The 20,568-nt window shown below is 34.6% G+C and carries 19 protein-coding genes; 6 read left to right on the top strand and 13 right to left on the bottom strand.

What is annotated here, in order from left to right:
- Positions 1-300: 300 nt before the first annotated feature.
- The 5 genes from PQO00_RS08800 to PQO00_RS08780 form a co-directional block, all read right to left on the bottom strand.
- Positions 301-2,493, bottom strand: coding sequence for a PepSY domain-containing protein (locus PQO00_RS08800; RefSeq protein ID WP_274184472.1), 2,193 nt, complete (start codon positions 2,491-2,493; stop codon positions 301-303).
- 12 nt (positions 2,494-2,505) lie between these two features.
- Entirely contained in the window at positions 2,506-3,003 is a 498-nt protein-coding gene (locus PQO00_RS08795; RefSeq protein WP_274184471.1) for a DUF2271 domain-containing protein, read from the bottom strand.
- 4 nt (positions 3,004-3,007) lie between these two features.
- Positions 3,008-4,489: an ankyrin repeat domain-containing protein gene (locus PQO00_RS08790; protein ID WP_274184470.1), complete on the bottom strand. Its 1,482-nt coding sequence runs from the start codon at positions 4,487-4,489 to the stop codon at positions 3,008-3,010.
- Between the two features lie 158 nt (positions 4,490-4,647).
- A complete protein-coding gene (locus PQO00_RS08785; RefSeq protein WP_274184469.1) occupies positions 4,648-5,553 on the bottom strand; it encodes a DUF6607 family protein in 906 nt (301 codons plus the stop codon).
- Between the two features lie 1,135 nt (positions 5,554-6,688).
- Positions 6,689-7,483, bottom strand: coding sequence for a universal stress protein (locus tag PQO00_RS08780; protein ID WP_274184468.1), 795 nt, complete (start codon positions 7,481-7,483; stop codon positions 6,689-6,691).
- A 60-nt stretch (positions 7,484-7,543) separates the two neighbouring features.
- On the opposite strand from PQO00_RS08780, the gene PQO00_RS08775 reads away from it, so the two are divergent.
- The 4 genes from PQO00_RS08775 to PQO00_RS08760 all read left to right on the top strand — a co-directional run bounded on the left by PQO00_RS08775 (position 7,544) and on the right by PQO00_RS08760 (position 11,118).
- Entirely contained in the window at positions 7,544-8,044 is a 501-nt protein-coding gene (locus PQO00_RS08775; RefSeq protein ID WP_274184467.1) for a GNAT family N-acetyltransferase, read from the top strand.
- Positions 8,041-9,366, top strand: coding sequence for an MATE family efflux transporter (locus PQO00_RS08770; protein WP_274184466.1), 1,326 nt, complete (start codon positions 8,041-8,043; stop codon positions 9,364-9,366). The genes PQO00_RS08775 and PQO00_RS08770 overlap by 4 nt, the downstream gene beginning before the upstream one ends.
- A gap of 307 nt (positions 9,367-9,673) precedes the next feature.
- Positions 9,674-10,129 carry a 6-carboxytetrahydropterin synthase gene (locus tag PQO00_RS08765; RefSeq protein ID WP_274184465.1) on the top strand — a complete coding sequence of 152 codons (456 nt, stop codon included), beginning with the start codon at positions 9,674-9,676 and terminating at the stop codon, positions 10,127-10,129.
- A 236-nt stretch (positions 10,130-10,365) separates the two neighbouring features.
- Positions 10,366-11,118 carry a UDP-2,3-diacylglucosamine diphosphatase gene (locus PQO00_RS08760; protein ID WP_274184488.1) on the top strand — a complete coding sequence of 251 codons (753 nt, stop codon included), beginning with the start codon at positions 10,366-10,368 and terminating at the stop codon, positions 11,116-11,118.
- On the opposite strand, the gene PQO00_RS08755 is transcribed toward PQO00_RS08760, so the two are convergent.
- The 4 genes from PQO00_RS08755 to PQO00_RS08740 all read right to left on the bottom strand — a co-directional run bounded on the left by PQO00_RS08755 (position 11,115) and on the right by PQO00_RS08740 (position 17,031).
- Entirely contained in the window at positions 11,115-12,383 is a 1,269-nt protein-coding gene (locus PQO00_RS08755) for an MFS transporter (RefSeq protein ID WP_274184464.1), read from the bottom strand. The two genes, PQO00_RS08760 and PQO00_RS08755, sit on opposite strands and share 4 nt — an antisense overlap.
- Positions 12,384-12,903: 520 nt before the next feature.
- Positions 12,904-14,592, bottom strand: coding sequence for a single-stranded-DNA-specific exonuclease RecJ (recJ, locus tag PQO00_RS08750; protein WP_274184463.1), 1,689 nt, complete (start codon positions 14,590-14,592; stop codon positions 12,904-12,906).
- Between the two features lie 3 nt (positions 14,593-14,595).
- Positions 14,596-16,503 carry a peptide-N-glycosidase F-related protein gene (locus PQO00_RS08745; RefSeq protein WP_274184462.1) on the bottom strand — a complete coding sequence of 636 codons (1,908 nt, stop codon included), beginning with the start codon at positions 16,501-16,503 and terminating at the stop codon, positions 14,596-14,598.
- Between the two features lie 99 nt (positions 16,504-16,602).
- Positions 16,603-17,031 carry an OsmC family protein gene (locus tag PQO00_RS08740; protein WP_274184461.1) on the bottom strand — a complete coding sequence of 143 codons (429 nt, stop codon included), beginning with the start codon at positions 17,029-17,031 and terminating at the stop codon, positions 16,603-16,605.
- Between the two features lie 144 nt (positions 17,032-17,175).
- On the opposite strand from PQO00_RS08740, the gene PQO00_RS08735 reads away from it, so the two are divergent.
- Together PQO00_RS08735 and PQO00_RS08730 are read left to right on the top strand one after the other, a co-directional pair.
- Positions 17,176-17,766 (top strand): carboxymuconolactone decarboxylase family protein, encoded by a 591-nt coding sequence (locus PQO00_RS08735; RefSeq protein ID WP_274184460.1) that lies wholly within the window; start codon positions 17,176-17,178, stop codon positions 17,764-17,766.
- A gap of 161 nt (positions 17,767-17,927) precedes the next feature.
- Positions 17,928-18,710: a toxin-antitoxin system YwqK family antitoxin gene (locus tag PQO00_RS08730; protein ID WP_274184459.1), complete on the top strand. Its 783-nt coding sequence runs from the start codon at positions 17,928-17,930 to the stop codon at positions 18,708-18,710.
- Positions 18,711-18,779: 69 nt separating this feature from the next.
- Here PQO00_RS08730 and PQO00_RS08725 read toward each other — a convergent pair whose 3' ends face one another.
- From PQO00_RS08725 to PQO00_RS08710, 4 genes are read right to left on the bottom strand one after another with little or no spacing between them, the layout of a single operon-like run.
- Complete coding sequence (locus PQO00_RS08725) at positions 18,780-19,352, bottom strand: uracil-DNA glycosylase family protein (RefSeq protein WP_274184458.1); 573 nt, start codon at positions 19,350-19,352, stop codon at positions 18,780-18,782.
- Positions 19,353-19,363: 11 nt separating this feature from the next.
- The gene (locus PQO00_RS08720; RefSeq protein ID WP_274184457.1) at positions 19,364-19,708 is read right to left on the bottom strand and encodes a HopJ type III effector protein; all 345 of its coding nucleotides are present in this window, start codon (positions 19,706-19,708) and stop codon (positions 19,364-19,366) included.
- Positions 19,709-19,714: 6 nt separating this feature from the next.
- Complete coding sequence (rsmI, locus tag PQO00_RS08715) at positions 19,715-20,386, bottom strand: 16S rRNA (cytidine(1402)-2'-O)-methyltransferase (RefSeq protein ID WP_274184456.1); 672 nt, start codon at positions 20,384-20,386, stop codon at positions 19,715-19,717.
- Positions 20,383-20,565, bottom strand: a complete 183-nt coding sequence (locus PQO00_RS08710; RefSeq protein ID WP_274184455.1) for a hypothetical protein — start codon at positions 20,563-20,565, stop codon at positions 20,383-20,385. Before PQO00_RS08710 ends, rsmI begins: the two co-directional genes overlap by 4 nt.
- Positions 20,566-20,568: the final 3 nt, after the last annotated feature.

Genomic DNA, 20,568 nt, shown 5'->3' with positions numbered 1-20,568 from the left:
ACTGAGCTACATCCCCCTTTATCTTTATTTACAATATATACTATACGCTTACAACACATCTTTTAACATTGAAGCTATGTTTCATTTACTTGCAAATCCATGCAATTAAGTGCTAAAACCCACCTGGAAAATTCGGTTAAAATTTTATTTAAAAACAGGCTTCTTTGAATATGGTGACAAGCCCCACTCAAAAAAGAAATTAACATTTCTAAACAATCTAAGAAAAGAAAAATAGTAAAACGTTGATGCTATTATATTTGAGATAAATTCAAGAGACACCTCCCTTATACAATAGTTCATTCAATAACAATCCATTTTTATTTGATTCATATTCAACGGTATATTTAATTTAGACGCTGAAATCTTTTCCAGGGTTTCCAAAACACCATTTCGCATAGCAATAGAACCACAAACCATAACAGTACCACCATTTTTCAAAACACGGGATATGAGTTCGTTTTTTTCTTCTAAAGTATTCTGAACATACTTTTTTTCATTTTCTTCATTCGAAAAACTTAAATAAAGCCCCGATACATTTTTGTTATAAAACGCTTTGTCAATTTGTTTGGCGTATATTTTATAGGAATCTTTTGTACGACCTCCCCAAAATAAATAGTTTTTGGTTTGATGGCGGTTTTCATTATTGATCATTCCCAGAAAAGGGGCAATGCCTGTTCCGTTAGCAATCATAACCACTTCCTTTACTGATGTAGGAAGGTGAAATTCTTTATTTTGTTTTATATCTGCCGATATAATATCATTTTCCTTAAGTTCACTAAAGTACTTTGAGCACGTACCAAAGGCATGTTTTTTAATACTTAGCAGTATCTTATTATTTAGTTTCCCAATGGAATACAAGCGCTCTACAGGATCATTTTTAGGATAGACACTTAGTAAATCTCCAGAGGTAAACGTCTCCTTTTGCATAGGCTCTAATTCAATTAAAAAAGAGTGGTCTGAGTTAATTTCAGATCTATAGACCACTTTAAACAACTTTGCTTTTTTTGAATGGCCCACTTTTATCGGCTCTTCAATTTTCAGGCTTAAACCTTTGATTTTGCTCCATAATTCTGCCCACCCCTTAAAAGCATTAAAAGATTGATTATTTATTTTATAAAGTGATAAACTAGGGATAAATTTTTGATGTACTTGCAATAAAGAATCAACCACAATGGCATATTTACAAAAGCCCTTGTAAGCTAAAGAGCCAAAACCTACAACCGAATATTGAAGGGTGTTTTGCTGAGGAACCTTACTAATTAATCTTTCAAAATACTTTGCATTAGTAGGGGCTTCCCCATCTCCATAAGTAGAAGTAAATACCACCAAATGTGCTGCTTTTTTATAATTCGAATAATGATTTAATTCTGAAACAAAAACCGACTTTCCTTGCGCAATTAAAGCATGGTACAAAGCTTTGGCAAACCCGAAGGTACTTCCTGTTTCCGAACCAACCAGAATAATATATTCGGCAGTATCCTTACTAAACTTATTTTTAATTTGGATCCTGTTGCTTCTTCTGTTTAGTGTCATAGCAAACCCCGAATACATAAAAAACAAGATGGCAAAGCACGTAAACAACAAAACAATAGACCATAATGTGGAACCTTGCCCTGTATGCAACACCATACTCCAACTAGAAGCCAAGGTCACCAAACTATCTTTTTTTTCACTTACTACCCTTCCATTGTACTGGTTTACAAGCAATTCTTTGTCTTTCAACTTTAAAACAAAGTAATCCTCAATAGCGTCGGAAAAAGGAAATTCAACATGCTTTATATCATTTAAGGTGATTGATTTAAAAAGGGGGAAGTCTGTAATATTTAATTTTGAAGTTTTAGTTAAAACGTCTTCATTTAAAACATGTTCGTTTTTATTTGAAGGCAATAACGAAAACTTTTCCAGGGATAAATATACACCTGAAAGGGTAACAATAATAAGCGGGATTAAAGTATATCTCCCAATGATAATATGATAATATTGCTCGAAATCTTCTTTAATGGTTTTTGAAAAGAAACGTTTTATGCCGCCTTGTCGCTTTACAATTAAAAGCAGGCCCGTAATCGCCATTAAAAACAGTAAAAAGGATACAAAACCAACAATAGCGCGCCCTGTGGACTTTAAAAATAACGATCTATGTATAGTGGTCGCAAATTTAAAAAGGGGCGCTTTTTCAATAATATCGCCTGTTTTTTGAGCGGTAAAAGGGTTTATATAAAAGGTTTCATTTTTTCCTTCTTTTGTAAAAACGGAGGCTATTACAAAATCATTTTTATCCATTTCTATATATACGACTTCATCATATGCACCTTTTAAGTTTTCAATGGTTTTAGAAAGTGAAAGGGCACGGGCATTTTTAACAGCATACGGTTTTTGCTGATCTAAAATGGGCTCAAAGGCCAAAATAATACCTGTTAATGCTGCTAATAAGATAAAAATAGAAGCTGATATAGCCAGTGTTAAATGACTGTATCTCCATATAGAAATGGTCATTTTAATGATATATTATTGGGGCATCATACGCACATAACGTATAAAACCATTGCCTTCAACTTTACTTTTTACAGATTCGGAAGTTAATTCAAACTCCACATCATTCTTATAATACGCCTGGTCTTCAACGGCCGACTCAAAACGGATCTTGCAACCTTTGTCAATCTTATCATCGTCTATTTGAATCACACTTATCGTCCGTCCGCCTCCACTAATAGTTGCTCCTGTAATGGCGTCTATATTTGTACGGACTTTTCCGTGAAAGCTCCACCATTCGGTAATATCAGAATACCATTCGTCATCGTCTCCTTGAACATAAAGTGTTTTTTCGTAGCTGCCATCTGGATTTAACAATGAAACAACTATATAAGCCCCTTCACCTATATAATTGGTCATTTGTATCATACATTTATAAGACGATTCATTTGTAAGCCTACTTTTAAATCCGAAAAAAACAAATAGAGCTATCGTGAATATGGGAAGCATTTTAAAAGCCAATCTATCTCTCATAATATTATTTTAGAAAATTGATATTTTGTTTGTTTAACAATTCGTTCTCTTTGGCCAAATCGTAAACAGATTCCCCAAAATTAGTTTTGATGTCTTTATTAGCTCCTATGGACAGCAAATATTTCAAAGCCTTTAAGTTTTTTTCTTTCATAGTCAACACATGTAAAGCTGTTAATCCGTCTTTATTTTTAATATTTATATCGACCCCTAGAGTATTCACATATTTTAATAAATCTATATTACCGGTATCGACAGCTAAATGAAACAAGGTATTTCCATTTTTTTGAATCGTGGTAATATCAAACCCATTGTTAGATAATATATTCACCTTATGATGGAATTCTTCCTGCTTTTTAGCTTGAAATGATTTGATCAAATAATACGAAAGATTATTTCCTCTAGCATCAACAACATGGACATCTGCTCCTTTTTTAATCAAAAGACTAATGATTGAGGGCACATTACCCATAGATTTAGTTAAAGCAGATTGTCCATTATTATTAACAAGGTTAATGTTTTTTGTGTCTTCGGCCAGCTTGCTAATAATGCCTATAGAGTTTCTTCCAGAAGCGTTAATAAGTGCCGTATTGCCATCTTTATCTATTTGGTTTACGTCCACTGCCTTGCTTATAAAATAATTGAATGTTTCAAGATCCTTATTTCCATACGCCAAATTATGAAGCGGTGTAACACCATCCTTATTAGTAATATTGGCATCAACCCCTAAGCCCTCTAAATATTTAAAAAAGTCAAGTGAATGGTATCCGTTTCTTGACCCTCTAGTGGCTAACAACATGGCATTTCCTCCTTTATCATTTAGTTTATGTGAAATACCTTTTTCAATGAGTTTCTCAAGCATGACTTTATTTCCAGCTTTGGCCGTATAATGAAACACCCCATTGCCATCATTGTCTTCACTAGCTAGATCTAATCCTTTATCAGTAAAATAATCAACAATTTCAAAATTTTTAAGATGGGGCATCAATAACAATAAAGCATTTGCCCCATGTTCGTCTACATCACTTTTTATATCTATCCCATTTTTAATACATAAATCATAGATATCAAGATTAGTGATCCCAGCTACTGCCGCAAATGTTAAAACCGAAAAATGATGGGCATCTTTTAAATCCATTTTGGCTTTCATAGAAATAAGATATGTCATTAATTCCATGTTATTTTTGTAAGCTGCCCAAAAAATATATGTTCGTTTATCATGTGTGAGCTTGTTAACCCCATTACCTTCTTTTGATAGTAAGTGCTTGATGACCCTATTTGGTGCTTTTTCCAAAATGGCATAAACGATAGCATCAAAACCATGAGGATTTAATGCTGTAGCGCTATGGCCTTCTTCAATTTTTTCTTCTATGGATTCGATGGTCGGATTCGTTTTCCAAAAATCTCTTTCCCAAAATACATTTTCAGACTGCGCCTGTAAAACATTTACAAACATTAGACATACTATAAGACATTTAATAGTTTTCATATAGTTTAAAATTTATAGCGTAATGTGGTTCCAAAAGTTGCTGGGGAAATTCGGTTTAGATAAACCGTTTGACCATAAGCTATACAGATACCGTTTATTATCAGTAATAATACTCGTGTGCTTTTCTTTTTTAAGACTTGGTAGATTTTTGTTTTGGCTTATTTAATTACAAAAGATTCTATAACCTTGTTAATGGCATCGGCCTCTGTATAATCTTCAGAAAACAGGTATTTATAAAGTAATTTATTTTCAACTTTAGATTCTAAAGCTAAATTTTTATTTCTGCCGTAAACATCAGACCATTTAGAACGGACTAAAGCCCACTTTTCCTGGTTTTTAACCCACCAATCTGCCGCAGCTTTGCATCTACTATCATCAACTCTTACATAGGTATTATAACCTTTTTCTCTTGCTAGGAGCATATCTTCTTTTCCTTTTTCGCGAACCACCTTCGCATTATCCTGGTCATGTACCCACCCATTTTTAGTGATTTCCTGACGGTTGCCCCTAACCGTTATATTGTAATCGTTGCGCTTGGTATATTCCCTTCTTGGAAGCGGAGCATCTGTCATATTTTCCCAATAACTCTTCCCGTCTACATGCACCCATGTTGCAGAACCTTCATATCTTGGGCTATCATCAACTTGATATACTTTTTGAGTCCATTGGCCTTTAACTTCAGCCTTTGGCTTTGAGACATAGTTCCAAGTATTATCCCCATTAAACATATAAAAATTAGTGTTTTCGAAAAGCCAATCTTGTCTCCAGTGCTTTACTATGTGCGGTTTAGACGGATCTCCTACTTGAAGTAAGTGTTGGATCGAAATTTTGTTTTTATCGTTCTCAACTAACTGTGCCCACTCTAAAGCTTTGTCTGTTTTGGTTTTTGATGGTTTGTAAAGAGAATCTTTACTGTAATTAAAAGTTTCTGCAAAATTGAAGGTAACCTCGTAGCATCCACACATTTTTTTAATGGCTTCTGCATCTTGTTTTTTCTTGCTTTGAGCATTTCCACACATTGAAAATGTTAACACTAATAGTGGCAAAATTGCTAATTGTTTCATTTTTAATGATTTGTTTTTATTTAGACTGAATTTAAATAATATATGTTCGACAAATGTAATTAAGAATGATTCTAAATAAAAAATATTTAAGCATTTATTTTCAATTTTTTTCAAGCTTGGTGTTCTTTCGAGAATTAATACCAATTACCGTAAAATAAAAATAGAAGTGGTTTAAACTTTTTTGATTGAAGCGAAAAATAGTGATTTTATTCCCACATAAAGGCTTTTTTGCACTGCATAGCATCGCTACGGAGTAATAAAAAGATAAAATGTGGGGATAAAAGGGCATTTTGCAGCCAATTATAAAAAGTTTAAACCACTTCATATAGTCAAACCAAGATAAAATGCCATTCGAAGCTATTTTTTCAAATCAGAAACAATATCATCTTATCAATTGTTTTTCATATATATTTAGACCAGTCAGGTTTTTAAAACCTAACTGGTCTGGGCTGTAAATAAAAATGGTTTTTTTGAAGTTTGTGCTGAGCCTTTCCGCTTTGGTTTATACTGAACGGAATAGAAAGACCAGCTAAAGTCGAAGTACTGAAATAAAAAGGAGAAAAGGCAGTTTTCTACAGAAAATATCACATGGGAAATGGTATTATACCAAATGAATTTTAAAATGATTGGTAATAAATTTGATTTATATTTTCTTTAGATGTGATAAAAAACAAATGCATAGCCTAGTTCAATGTCATTAAGTTAAGGAAATTTGTTCTTTATTTGTCACATTGAGCGCAGTCGAAATGCTAATAAAAACTAGAACTTCAATTGGTCTTCGACTGCGCTCAGACTGACATTACGGCCTTAACTTAATGACATTGAGCCTAGTTATGGTTATGTTTTTTATTGAAATTTAAAGGAAATTGTAATCGAAGATTCTTGAACTCCTTTTATAAAAATAAATGATAGTGAGCTAAACGGTTTTAACCTGTTATTTTGAAGTTTATTTGGTATTATGTCTTATTTTATGCTCAAATTGGTATTATTGCGAAATAATGATACCGCCAGCATTTCTAGCTCAAAAACTACCGTGTGTACACATCTTTAAAAAAGAAGGTTTAATTAAAGCAATACGACGACACCAATAAATTAAAACATTGCATGCTAGTCAATAGCTATGTATTTCTGTCGATTATTTTAACCCTCTTAAAACTAAAACGGGTATTAAACTTGAGAAATCTTTCTTCAAAATGACATTCTTCTCCCATTTTTTAGTAAAAAAACCTCTTTTACGCCTAACCACACAAAGCAGGTCTGGATTATAAGATTGTAAATGTTGTAATACCCCCTGAAACGTCGTTGCATTCTCTGTCTCTGCCGTATTATCTACAGTGTCTTGTAGTTTTTGCCCAATCACAAAATCGCCTTCGTTATAATACGGCGTTTTTACCAACAACATATTTACTGTAGCCTGAAAATTGTTTTTAATTCTTAATAATGGATCTAAAGCATCATGCTTTTTGATGATGGCAGATTTAATGGCTAATAATACATTACTAAATGGTTTAAACTTGTATCCTTCAGGTACGATTAATGCAGGTATCTGGGTTTGCTTTATAATTTTTCCTGAGGTTTTCCCTAAAAACACCTCATCTCTAATGGAATTCGTTCTGGGTTCTACTATAATTAAATCAATATCGGCTGCTTTACTTACCAGTTCAAGAGTGTCGACTAACTTTCCTTTTAAGACCTTTGTAACGACCTCGACATTTTTAGTATCTATCTTAGAGACCAAATCCTTCAAAAAAGCTTTGCCTTCCCGCTCTATTATATCGTCTACTTTAATCATGGTTCCCGCCTTTGTATAGACATTATACACCTGTACAATAAAAAGTTTTGCCTTTAAAGCTTCAGCAAAATCTACAGCATATTGCAAATGGCTCAAAGCATTTTTCGATGATCCCACAGGAACTAGAATATTCTTCATAATAAATATAGTTTACTGACTAAATTTTTAACGATATTTATGCAAAAATATAACATTTAAATGATTCGTAAAGGGAACCTTTCAGATATTGGTCGTATTATGGAGATTACCAAATCTTGTGCTGTAACTATGATAGAGAAAAACATTTATCAATGGAATGAGCATTACCCCAACAAAGAAGCTTTTTTAAAAGATGTTGAGCGTGACGAATTGTACGTTTTAGAAATTGAAAACACCATCATTGGTTGTATGACCATTTCTACTTTAATGGATGAAGAATACATTCCTATTTCATGGTTAACTAAAAACACAAACCATATTTACATACACAGGTTGGCCGTGCATCCAACATATCAAGGGAAGGGATATGCGCAAGAACTTATGACTTTTGCTGAAACATTTGCTACAAAGAACCACTATATCTCAGTACGACTAGATACCTTTTCTCAAAATCATGGGAATCAAAAATTTTATGAACAGCGTGGCTATAAACGTTTAGGAAACATTTATTTTCCTAAACAAAGTAAGCATCCTTTTTATTGTTATGAATTAATACTGTGAGTCCCGATATCAGTCTAAAGCATATAAACAAATTAGCCATACCAGCACTTATTTCTGGTATATCAGAGCCTATTCTATCATTAACAGATGCTGCCATAGTTGGTAACATAGATTTAAACGCTACCGAATCTTTGGCAGCAGTGGGCATTGTTACCACATTCTTATCTATGTTGATCTGGGTATTAGGACAAACACGAAGTGCCATCTCGTCTATCGTATCGCAATATGTTGGTGCCAATCAACTGGACAAAGTAAAAAACCTGCCTGCACAGGCTATTTTCATTATTACATCCCTAAGTGTTTTGATTATAATAACGACCTTTCCTTTTGCTCAAAGTATTTTTAAACTATACAATGCCTCCGGTCCCATTCTAGACTATAGTGTCGATTATTATAAAATTCGTGTTTTCGGATTTCCTTTTACGTTATTTACTATTGCTGTTTTTGGAGTCTTTAGAGGTTTACAAAACACTTACTATCCCATGATCATTGCCATTATAGGTGCCTCTGCCAATATTATACTGGACATTATTCTGGTGTATGGTATTTCGGGTTTTATTCCCGCTATGCATATAAAAGGAGCGGCCTACGCCAGTATTATTGCGCAATTAATAATGGCTGCTTTTTCAACCTATTACCTACTTAAAAAAACATCCATTCCCTTAAAAATAAGTTTTCCTTTTAATAAAGAAATCGATAGGTTTATCATCATGATCCTTAATCTATTTGTTAGAACACTGGCTCTTAATACTACGCTTTACTTTGCTACTCGTTTTGCTACAGGTTATGGTGCTGCTTATATTGCAACGTATACCATTGCTATAAATTTATGGTTTTTTGCAGCTTTTTTTATAGATGGTTATGCTAGTGCAGGTAATATTCTATCAGGAAAATTATTTGGTGGCAAAGCCTATAACCTACTTCTTAAACTAAGTAATAAACTAATTAAATATGCTCTAATTATTGGTATATTACTAGCACTGGTCGGTGCTATTTTCTATTATCCAATAGGACGCCTTTTCTCTAAAGACCCAGAAGTTTTAGCACTTTTCTATGACTCTTTTTGGATGATACTTATCATGCAGCCCTTATGCGCTTTAGCATTTATTTTCGATGGTATGTTTAAGGGCCTGGGCAAAATGAAAACTTTAAGAAATGTACTACTATTCTCGACCTTTATCGTTTTTATACCCATGCTTTTTTGGTTAGATAGCTTAGGTTATAAGCTACACGGTATATTTTTTGCACTTACATTTTGGATTCTTGCCAGGGGCCTTCCCTTAATTGTAAAATTTAGAAAAATATTCATTCCGCTTTCTTAACTTTGCAGTATGGTATAATAAATCGATATGCTATTATTGCTAACCTGTCGTTTTCAACAAATTAACATAGAAGAAAAAATACAAAACACCCCGATAAAGGTTACAAAATAGGTGTTTTTATTGGCTCCATATTACCGTTTGTTGTCCTTGTATTAATGGCATATTCAATTTATAGATATAACAAAAAGAAGCATCAATAAAGAATCATTATGGATATTATGTCATTTATAAGCGGAAACGGATTATTTCTGTTATTAGCTTTAGTTTTAATAATTGTTTATCTCGTAAATAAAAGAAAAAGAAGATAATGGGTCATCACATTCGCATCACAAAGCAATTTTCTTTCGAAACAGGTCATGCCCTTTACGGGTACGACGGTAAGTGCAAAAATGTACACGGCCACAGTTACAAACTATCGGTAACGGTTATAGGAAAGCCCATTACAGATAAAACTCATGTAAAATTTGGAATGGTTATCGATTTTGGGGATTTAAAAAAAATCGTACAGGAGGAAATTGTTAATGTATTCGATCATGCTACGGTATTTAATAAAAACACCCCGCATGTAGAACTTGCTAAAGAACTGAAAGATCGCGGGCATAATGTGCTATTGGTAGATTATCAACCTACTAGTGAGATGATGGTCATCGATTTTTCTAAAAAAATAAAAAAGCGTTTACCAGAACATATTTCGTTGCACGCATTAAAACTTCAGGAAACCGACACTTCTTTTGCAGAGTGGTATGCTTACGATAATCAGTGATCAGTCCCAGTTTACAGAGTTCATTAAAGGTTTCAAGTTTTTCTTCGCAGCTTTGCGCCTTTGCGCCTTTGCGAGAAACATTTTCAGTGTTCAGTGTTCAGTGTTCAGTGTTCAAAACTTGTGAAATTCTTGTCAAAAAAACCTAAAATCGACGACATCGTTTCAATTGAGATCTAAAACTAATCAATAATGAGATTCCTGCCTGCACAGGAATTAATTATATTTACAGCATGCAAATTCAAATTCCTAAAGGAAAAAAAATATACTTTGCCTCCGATAACCATTTAGGAGCACCCACCAGGGAAGCATCGCTCCCTCGGGAAAAAAAGTTTGTAGCATGGTTGGACGAAGTCAAACAAGATGCCGCCGCTATTTTTCTTTTAGGCGATCTGTTCGACTTTTGGATGGACTATAAAAGTGTCGTTCCAAAGGGCTTTACAAGAACATTGGGTAAATTAGCCGAAATCTCAGATTCTGGCATCCCCATTTATTACTTTGTTGGCAATCATGATTTATGGATGAACGGCTATTTTGAAGAAGAACTAAATATTCCTGTTTATCACAAACCAAAAGAATTTACATTTAACGACAAAACATTTTTTATTGGTCATGGCGATGGATTAGGGCCAGGGGATAAAGGCTATAAACGTATGAAAAAAGTGTTTACAAATTCATTTTGTAAATGGCTATTCAGATGGCTACACCCTGATTTAGGGGTTAAAATGGCACAATATTTATCGGTAAAGAACAAACTTATTTCTGGTGAAGAAGACGCTGAATTTTTAGGCGAAGATAACGAGTGGCTGGTGCAATATTGTAAACAAAAACTAGAAGACAAACACCGTGATTATTTTGTGTTTGGACACCGTCACTTACCTTTAAATATAGACCTTAAAGACCAATCAAAGTATATTAACCTAGGCGATTGGATTAAATATTACACTTATGGTGTTTTTGATGGAGAACGTTTTGAGCTAAAAGAGTATTAATCGGCATTCTCATGAGCCTCAATATCCTTTGTTAAGTCCAACTTTCTAAACGATGGCGACACCAATCCCGTAGTTATAACGGTTATTAAGGTCATCGTACCTCCAAAAACAACAGCTGTAACAGCTCCCATATATTTTGCGGTGATGCCGCTTTCAAAAGCTCCCAATTCGTTAGAAGAACCAACGAACATAGAGTTTACAGAAGACACACGCCCGCGCATATGGTCGGGTGTTTTAATTTGTAATATGGTTTGTCTAATTACCATAGAAACACCATCTGTCATGCCACTAAAGAACAGCGCTAGTAGTGAAACCCAAAAAATAGACGACAATCCAAAGACTATAATACAAACCCCAAATCCGAAGATAGCGGCCAATAATTTCATACCTGCATTTTTACTTATTGGTATATATGCTGTTACCAACATGGTTAAAAAAGCACCAACAGCAGGTGCGGCACGTAATACCCCAAAGCCTTCACTTCCTACTTTTAAAATATCCTGGGCAAACAAGGGTAATAAGGCAATGGCACCACCAAATAAAACAGCCACCATGTCTAAGGTCATAGCCCCTAAAATGGCTTTTGTTTTAAATACAAATCGAACCCCTTCTTTAAGGCTCTGTATAACGGGCTCTCCAATTTTAGGGTTTAAAATAGGCTTCCGCTTTATTTGAAATAAAATAATCAAGGACAGCAAAACCAACCCGAAAATAATGCAAAGCGACCAATGCACTCCTATCCATCCAATAAAAAGCCCTCCAAATGCAGGTCCTAAAACACCTGCCATTTGCCAGGTAGAACTATTCCAGGTAGCAGCATTGGGATATATTTTTTTAGGAACAATCAATGCCACCAAAGAAAAAATGGTCGGCCCGAAAAAAGAGCGTAAAAAACCACCAAAAAACACGAGACCATAAATAACGTAAAGTATTGTTTTTGTTGCCCAACCCTTAACGATAACGTCCCAGGTCAATAAAAACAGCCCTAAACTAATCAATGAAAAGGCCGCAATACATAAGGCTAAAAGATTTCGCTTTTCCTTCTGATCTACAATATGCCCCGCAAATAAAGCCATGGTAAACGCCGGAATTATTTCCATGAGGCCTATGATTCCAAGAGAAAGAGGGTCTTTAGTTAAGGTATAAACCTGCCATTCAATAATAATAAATTGCATAGACCATCCAAACACCAATATAAAACGAACCAATAAAAAAATATTGAATTCCTTAATTCGTAAGGCTGCATACGGGTCTTTTTTCGCCATGTTTAATTAAAGGGTTTTGTTTTCACTTTCAGTAAATTTTTAATTGATTGTCCGTAATTTATCATAAACCTAAAAATATATTGTTTTGTCATCTCGAGGAAACGAGAGGTCTCATTGATTATCAACAGATTCCCTGCCTGCCGGCAGGCAGGTTCTCTTCGTTCTGAATGACAAAAATAGCATTATGTATGATTATGGACATTCAGATTTTTAAAAAAATAGGTGAAACTAAAATATGAAAGACCTTTATTTCATTTTTATGTTAAAATTTAAAATAAGAAAGGCCTTTGTTTCATTTTTATGTTAAAAACTAAAATAACAAAAAGAGCTATTTTACTTTTATCACAAATTTTAAAATTGAACTCATCTTGACTTTTTGTGTTTAACCGAAAATGAGATAAAATTTACCCAAATAAGGCACTTTTTGAAAGGCATAGCATAGCTACGGATAATAAAAGTAACGAAATATGGGTGGATTTTAGCCATTTTTTAGGAAATAGAAAAAGTCAAGATGAGTTCATTATTTAATATCTCTCAATTTCAATTGTAAACTCACGTCTCCGTTCCATTCATTTTCATCAATAGAATAGACTGCTTTAAAGGGTTTTCCGTTAGAGATCAAATCCAATTTATCTCCCATACCAAAACCAATACAGACCATATTATTTGCATCGGGTTGTGTCACTGTTAATCGTAAATGTGTTTTATCTGCTCCCACACACTTACCATAACCTGTATCCACTAAATTTTCAGTTATAAAAATAGGCGTCATATTATTGGGCCCAAAAGGAGCAAATTGTTTTAAGATCCTGTAAAACTTTGGCGTAATATCCTTTAAGTCTATTTGAGCATCTATCTTTATTTCGGGCGTTAGCAGGTTTCTATCAATGGTTTTGGCAACCTGTTCTTCAAATGCTTGTTTAAAAGCTTCGTATTGCTCCTCTTTAAGGGTTAGTCCAGCAGCATATTTATGACCTCCAAATTGCTCAATATGATCGGTACACGCCTCCAAAGCACTATAAACATCGAATCCTTTGACCGATCGTGCCGAAGCCGCTAATTTCTCACCGCTTTTTGTAAATACCAAGGTTGGCCTGTAATAAGTTTCCGTTAATCTAGAAGCCACAATACCAATAACTCCCTTATGCCATGTTTTATCGTAAACAACAGTAGTAAAACGTTTCTGTTCTTTCTGTTCTTCAATTTGCTGTAGTGCTTCTTTCGTAATTTGCTTGTCTATTTCACGCCTGTCGAGGTTATATTCATTAATTTCAGAAGCATATTTTTTTGCCAAATCCTCTTCCGCTTCTGTTAATAAAGCCACTGCATAATTACCATGTTTCATACGTCCTGCGGCATTGATCCTAGGGGCAACTATAAATACAACATCGGTAATAGTGAGTTCTGTTTTTTTAACCTGATCTAAAATAGCTTTGATCCCTGGTCTTGGATTCTTATTGATTACTTGAAGCCCAAAGTAGGCCAATACTCTATTTTCTCCAGTAATGGGCACAATATCGGCTCCTATAGCTGTGGCCACCAAATCCAAATACCCTATTAGATCTTCAACCGTTTTATTTTCTTTTGATGCTAATGCCTGTATTAATTTAAAACCAACACCACAGCCACATAATTCTTTGTATGGGTATTGGCAATCGTTGCGTTTAGGGTCTAAAACAGCAGCTGCATTCGGGATTTTGTCTCCAGGCCTGTGATGATCGCAAATAACAAAATCGATACCAAGCTCTTTAGCGTAAGCGACTTTATCAACAGACTTGATACCACAATCTAACGCTATAATAAGCGAGAAATCATTTTCTAGGGCAAAATTGATCCCCTTATACGAAATACCATACCCTTCGTCATAACGGTTGGGAATGTAGGTATGTACAAGCTCATATTTAGATTTTAAATAGGTAGACATTAAAGCGACCGCGGTTGTTCCGTCGACATCATAATCGCCATAGACCAAAATGTTTTCATTATTGGCCATGGCTTTTTCAATACGGGCAACGGCCTTATCCATATCTTTCATTAAGAACGGATCATGTAAATCGCTTAAACGGGGCCTAAAAAACGTTTTAGCGTCCTCGTAAGTTTCGATACCCCGTTGCAATAACAATGATGCAACGATGGGATCTACTTGAAGCGCTTCCTGCAAAGCTTTTATTTTTTCTGGTTCCTGTTTAGGTTTTAATGTCCAACGCATGTATTATTCCTTTAAGCGAATACGATTTTTATACATTTCTTTTCCATCGACAAATACCTTAACATAATACCTCTTTTTAGGTAAATAAGACAGGTCGAAACTAAGAGTCCCTCTACCAAAATTGGTATAAGAATGTGTTTCAAGTATCTGCGTTTCATCTTCTTGATCTACAATAAGGACTTTTACATTTGCGGGTTTATTTGAAAAGTAATCTAATGTAAAAGGACCATTTGTTCTCGCTGGAAAAGCAGCTATGGATGGCATATTATCCAACTCGTAAGGCATATCTGTTCTTACCGAAAAATGATAGTTGATACGGCTTCCAAAATCTGACCTAAATTGCTTTATGGCATTCCCTAAGGAATCTAATAATTTTACTTCACCGCGGCCATCTTTTGCTTTAAACCAAAACTCTAAGCCATCGCCTTTAGTGTCACTAAACATAAAACTATAATTTCCTTTTTTAAGTTTAATAGTATCTTGATAAATCGTATTGGGTTTCATATCTACACTATCCTTTTTAAAAAAAACATCTCCAAAACTATCTTGGATGCTGTACATATTTTGACCGGGTTTATTATTGGTTTTATAATATACAATAATATTTTCTGGCAAAATATTAGGTCGTACATAACCGGATTGCTGTTTGTTATCGGCTATAAAAGCATCTTTTTTTCCATTAGGTTTTAGTAATTCAACATGAAAATTTGCAGATTCTTTTTTACTGAACACCTCTGTGGGGAGTGTAATAATTGCAGATTCACCAAAAGAAATATGGCCAGTCCATTTAAAGTTTTGAGCACGCGCTCCTTCAATAAAATATTTTATGTCCATTTTCTTTAATGGCTTGCTCCCATTATTTTTAACCTGTATTACAGGTAAGCCCCCTATGGGGTTTTTTCTACTATGTTCTAAACGTGTTGAAGGTTGGATAATATCTACTAAGGTGACATCGTTAGCCGCATTTACTTCTCCGTATTCTATAACGTAAGCCGTTAAAAGCTCATAAGCACTGGGGTTTTCTGTTTCATAGGGTTCCATATTAATGTCTACAGAAAATGATTCATTGGCTTTGGTCTTTAAAAACACTTCATCTGGTTGTACCAAATACCCAGGACACCAATTAGCACGATCGAAAATCCAAGTCCCTGCCTGAGGATACAATGGGTTATCGCCACATTTTTTCCATAGATCCTGGTGATCTACAAGCGTTCCATTAAACACGATATCTCGGTATTTGCTGCAAAACTCACCACAACCATTGGCATCCATGCCATGTCCTGTTTGATGAATTTTAATTTTCGAGAAATTGGCTTTAGGGTTTGCCTTTATGGTTACAGGTTTTAAATGGTTTTCAATAGGATCGTCTTTATATCCATATTTATAATTACCGTCATAAATTTTGTGAATGTCCACTGGATTGGCAACAGGGCTACCATAAGTTATTTCAAAATCTACGGTTACTTTCCAGCCTCTGGTTTTATTATCTTCATACCCTGTATGAATATAATCTATTTCTACGGTTTCTCTTAATATCTGACTAAAGTCGGTAATATCTACCCGCCATTCGAATCCCCAATCTTTTTGAAAAAAACCGCCGTAAGGTGTTAACATACGGGCAATTTCGTATACTGTAGAATCGTTTTCCTTTCTGGCTTTAATATGGTCTACATAATCCCAATCGGCACAACGCATCTTATCGGGGCACTCAAACTTTAGATTTAAAATAATACTACGTATTTTCTTTGTTTTATCAGGAAAAACGGCAAATCGTTTATAACTGTTACGCCCTTTTGAGGGGTCTGTAACAATCGTTTCTTGGTTATGGGAAATCACATGCGTTTTTTGTTGTGCATAACTTATAATACTATTTAATAATAGGCCAGTAATTAGTAAATGTATTTTATTCATTTAAACTTTTATTTATTGAACCCGTTTAAACTTTTTCAATTGGTTAAAACCTGCCTACGCAGGCAGGAAACTGGTAATTTTCACTACAATCCAAAAAATTTAATCGCCTTCATTATGAAAATGTATGTCTGTTTTTATTTCGGCAAACTGACGAAACATTTCCATAACACCGCAATATTTTTCGACAGACAGATCGACTGCTGTTTTTATTTTGTTTTCATTCAAATCTTTTCCATAAAAATGGTAATCGACAGAGACTTTGTGATAATATTTTGGGTGTTCGTCTGTAAGCTCTCCTTCTACAACCATTTTAAAATCATCTATTTTAACTCTCATTTTATTTAAAACGGAAATAACATCCAATCCAGAACATCCCGCAAGCGACGATAACATCATAGCCTTGGGAGCCATTCCCGAGTTAGTACCTCCAAAATCTTTTGATGCATCCATCATTATTGATGGCCACCTTGGATTGTCTGATTCAAATACCATATCTCCTTTCCACTGCGTGGTAATTTTGTCTGCCATATCTAAATTTTTTTTGTTTCTTGTGTAAAATTTAAAAAAATCCGGTTACAAGCAACATCCTTAAACAGCTCAAATCGCGATGAGATCTATAATCTTAATTGATGTTTCTTGTTGCTTCAAAAATACTACTAAAAAATAAAAAATATGCCCTTAGTGACACCTTTATCTGCAGACCACAATTTAGAAACTAAAGAACTTGCGGAATTCTTTAATGAAACGCTTGGGTTTTGTCCAAATTCAGTGCTTACTATGCAACACCGGCCCGCCATAAGTAAAGCTTTCATTAATTTGAATAAAGCCGTTATGGCCAACGAAGGCAGGGTGACCTCTGCCTTAAAACGTATGATTGCCTGGGTAAGTAGCAACGCTACGGGCTGTAGATACTGCCAAGCACATGCCATTCGAGCAGCAGAACGCTATGGTGCCGAACAAGAACAGTTGGATAATATTTGGGACTATAGAACACACCCTGCATTTAGTGAGGCCGAACGTGCTGCTTTAGACTTCTCTTTACAAGCTTCCCTAATACCAAATGGTGTTGATGAAAACACTAAAAAACGTTTATATGAACATTGGAACGAAGGTGAGATTGTAGAAATGTTAGGTGTTATTTCCCTTTTTGGGTACTTAAACCGTTGGAATGATTCTATGGGGACTTCTATTGAAGATGGTGCTGTTGAAAGTGGCGAAAAACACCTTGGAAAATATGGCTGGGAAAAAGGTAAACACAAATAATTTTTAAATAAATGCTTAGTGGTTAAATAACGGATATTTAATCTATTGGGTTTATTTTATAGGAGGTTCTACGGTTAGAAACATAAATAATTTCCAACTAAACACTTGGCGATTAGGCAATTATTACTTATGTTAGCCTCAACTATTATAACCCAAAAATAATGAATTTACCTACAACAACCGCTCGCATGCTCCTATTTTGTGCGCTCTTAAGTTTTTTTAATTGCAACAATAAAGCAAACAAAGATCACAGCATACCGAATTACATTCCAAGAAACTCATATTTTGTAGACTCTTATGATGATGTGAAAATTTATAGGGACAACAGTACTAAAGAACCTATGGATGGGTACTTCATCGTTGGTAATAAAACAACCAAATGGGAAGAGTTTCATATTAAAGAAGGTCTTTTATATGGCGATTATGTTTTCTATCATCAAAATGGAGAGAAATTTATGCATTCCACATATAAAAACGGAAAACTTCATGGTGAAGAAATTACATATTTCCCTTCTGGAAAAGTGAAAAAAGAAAGTCATTATAAAAACGGGGCACTTAACGGGAAAGTTATATCATATTTTGAAAACGGTCAAATACTTTCTGAGTCTGTACTTAAAGATAATCAACCCATCACTTCAATAACATATAACGATACAGGGGACATTGAATCTAAAATGTTTGTTGAAAACGGAAAAAATATTACACAATCCATTAAAAACGGTAAGGTGTTTAAGGAGCAAATATCATCTAATTATGATAATTTTGAAGGCGTAAAATTTTATAATGACGATAACACTATGAAAATTTACCTCCAGATGTTAGATGAAGGAAATGACACTTATTTAGTTGAGCTAAATGAAGAAGGTGAAGAAATAAAACGTATTAATGTTGCTACTAATCCTAGAGAAATCTCAAAATACAGAGAATATATAAGTAGTCTTTAATAACTGTTTTTTTATAGAGCTCATTTAAACTTTTTCGCTATAATCCAAAAAGTTTAAATAAGTTCATAATTAAATCAATTGTTTTACCCTTGTTTGCAACTCAGGTAAAACCCCAATATCAAACCAGGGGTTCTTTGTTAACCAAAAGCGGTTTCTTGGTGAAGGATGTGGCAGGGGCAAATAGCCCTTTGGCAAGTAATCTCTATAATTCGCTACTGTTTCGGTCAATGTTTTCTTAGCTTCTTTTTTTAAATAATATTTTTGGGAATACATGCCTATTAAGATAACCAACTCAATATTTGGTAACTTATCCAATAATGGTTCGTGCCATTGTGGGGCACATTCAGGGCGAGGCGGTAAATCGCCCGTTTTTCCTTTTCCAGGGTAGCAAAAACCCATTGGAATTAAAGCTATTTTGGTTTCATCATAAAACTGTTGGTCTGTAACATGTAGCCATTTTCGTAATTGCCTGCCACTCGGATCGTCCCAAGGAATGCCTGTTTTATGAACCCTTGTCCCAGGGGCTTGACCAATAATAACAATTTTAGCAGCAGGATGTGCTGTTACGACAGGGCGAGGGCCCCATGGTAAATGTTTTGAACATATGGTACATTGCCTAATATTGTGAAGTAAGTCGTCCACTACATAAAAATCTATTTTTCGCTCAGCGGTTCTTCATTAAAAGAAAGACCATCAAAACCTGTTTTTATAAAATTTCTAATGTTCTGGTGACCAGAACCGTTAGGATCATTCAATACCTCTTCGTAATAAAACTTACCAAAACACGCTAAAGTTTCTTCTTTTGATAAACGCTGTGCTTTTGCAAAGGCAAACAATTTGCAAGAACCGGAATTCTCCCCTTTTTTATTCTGTAATGTTCCATTTAAAAATGTCGTTGGTGAGAAATTGTAATTTGCTTCAATAACGGCCATTGTTTCAGAAAATTCAATACTTTTTGGAGTGTTTTTAAGTTTGTTTTTAAATAGTTCTATTGTCATTAAATTTTATTTTTTACCACCCACAACAATCACAATTTCTCCCTTTGGTGGTTTATTAGTATAATATTCTAAAACTTCTTTGGCTGTTCCTCTAATGGTCTCTTCGTAAAGTTTTGTGAGCTCCCTGGATACTGATACCTGTCTTTCCTCACCAAAATATTCGCAAAAGTGGCCAAGTGTTTTTACTAATTTATGCGGGCTTTCATAAAAAATAATAGTTCTGGTTTCTTCTGCCAGTAACAGCAATCGTGTTTGCCTCCCTTTTTTAACAGGCAAAAAACCCTCAAACACAAACTTATCGTTTGGCAGTCCGGAATTCACCAAAGCCGGTACAAACGCGGTCGCTCCGGGAAGACAGTCCACTTCAATATTATTTTCTATACACGCTCGGGTCAATAAAAACCCTGGATCGGAAATAGCGGGTGTTCCCGCATCACTTATTAATGCTACGATTGTTCCGCTTTTTATTTTATGAACAACACTTTCTACCGTCTTATGCTCATTATGCATATGGTGTGATTGCATAGGTGTTGTGATTTCAAAATGCTTTAAAAGTTTTCCAGAAGTCCGCGTATCCTCTGCAAGAATTAGATCAGCTTCCTTTAAAACTTCAACAGCCCTAAAAGTAATATCCTTTAAGTTTCCTATAGGTGTTGGTACGATATAGACTTTGCTCATTGTTCCCTAATTTGTTTTCCTAAAAAATAAGATGGAAAAATTAATACCAATCCATAAAATGAAAAGCCTACAAGCCCATGTCCCGCATAATAATGTGCTACTGTTGCCAATACCATATCAAAGAAAAAACCTTCAACCATTTCTGTGCTTGTAAAGTACATAGAGGCAGAATATCTCATTAA

Source organism: Flavivirga sp. 57AJ16 (assembly GCF_028736925.1).
Lineage (GTDB): Bacteria > Bacteroidota > Bacteroidia > Flavobacteriales > Flavobacteriaceae > Flavivirga.
The sequence above is the reverse complement of the archived record's forward strand: the minus strand, read 5'-3'. Positions and strand labels throughout refer to the sequence as shown.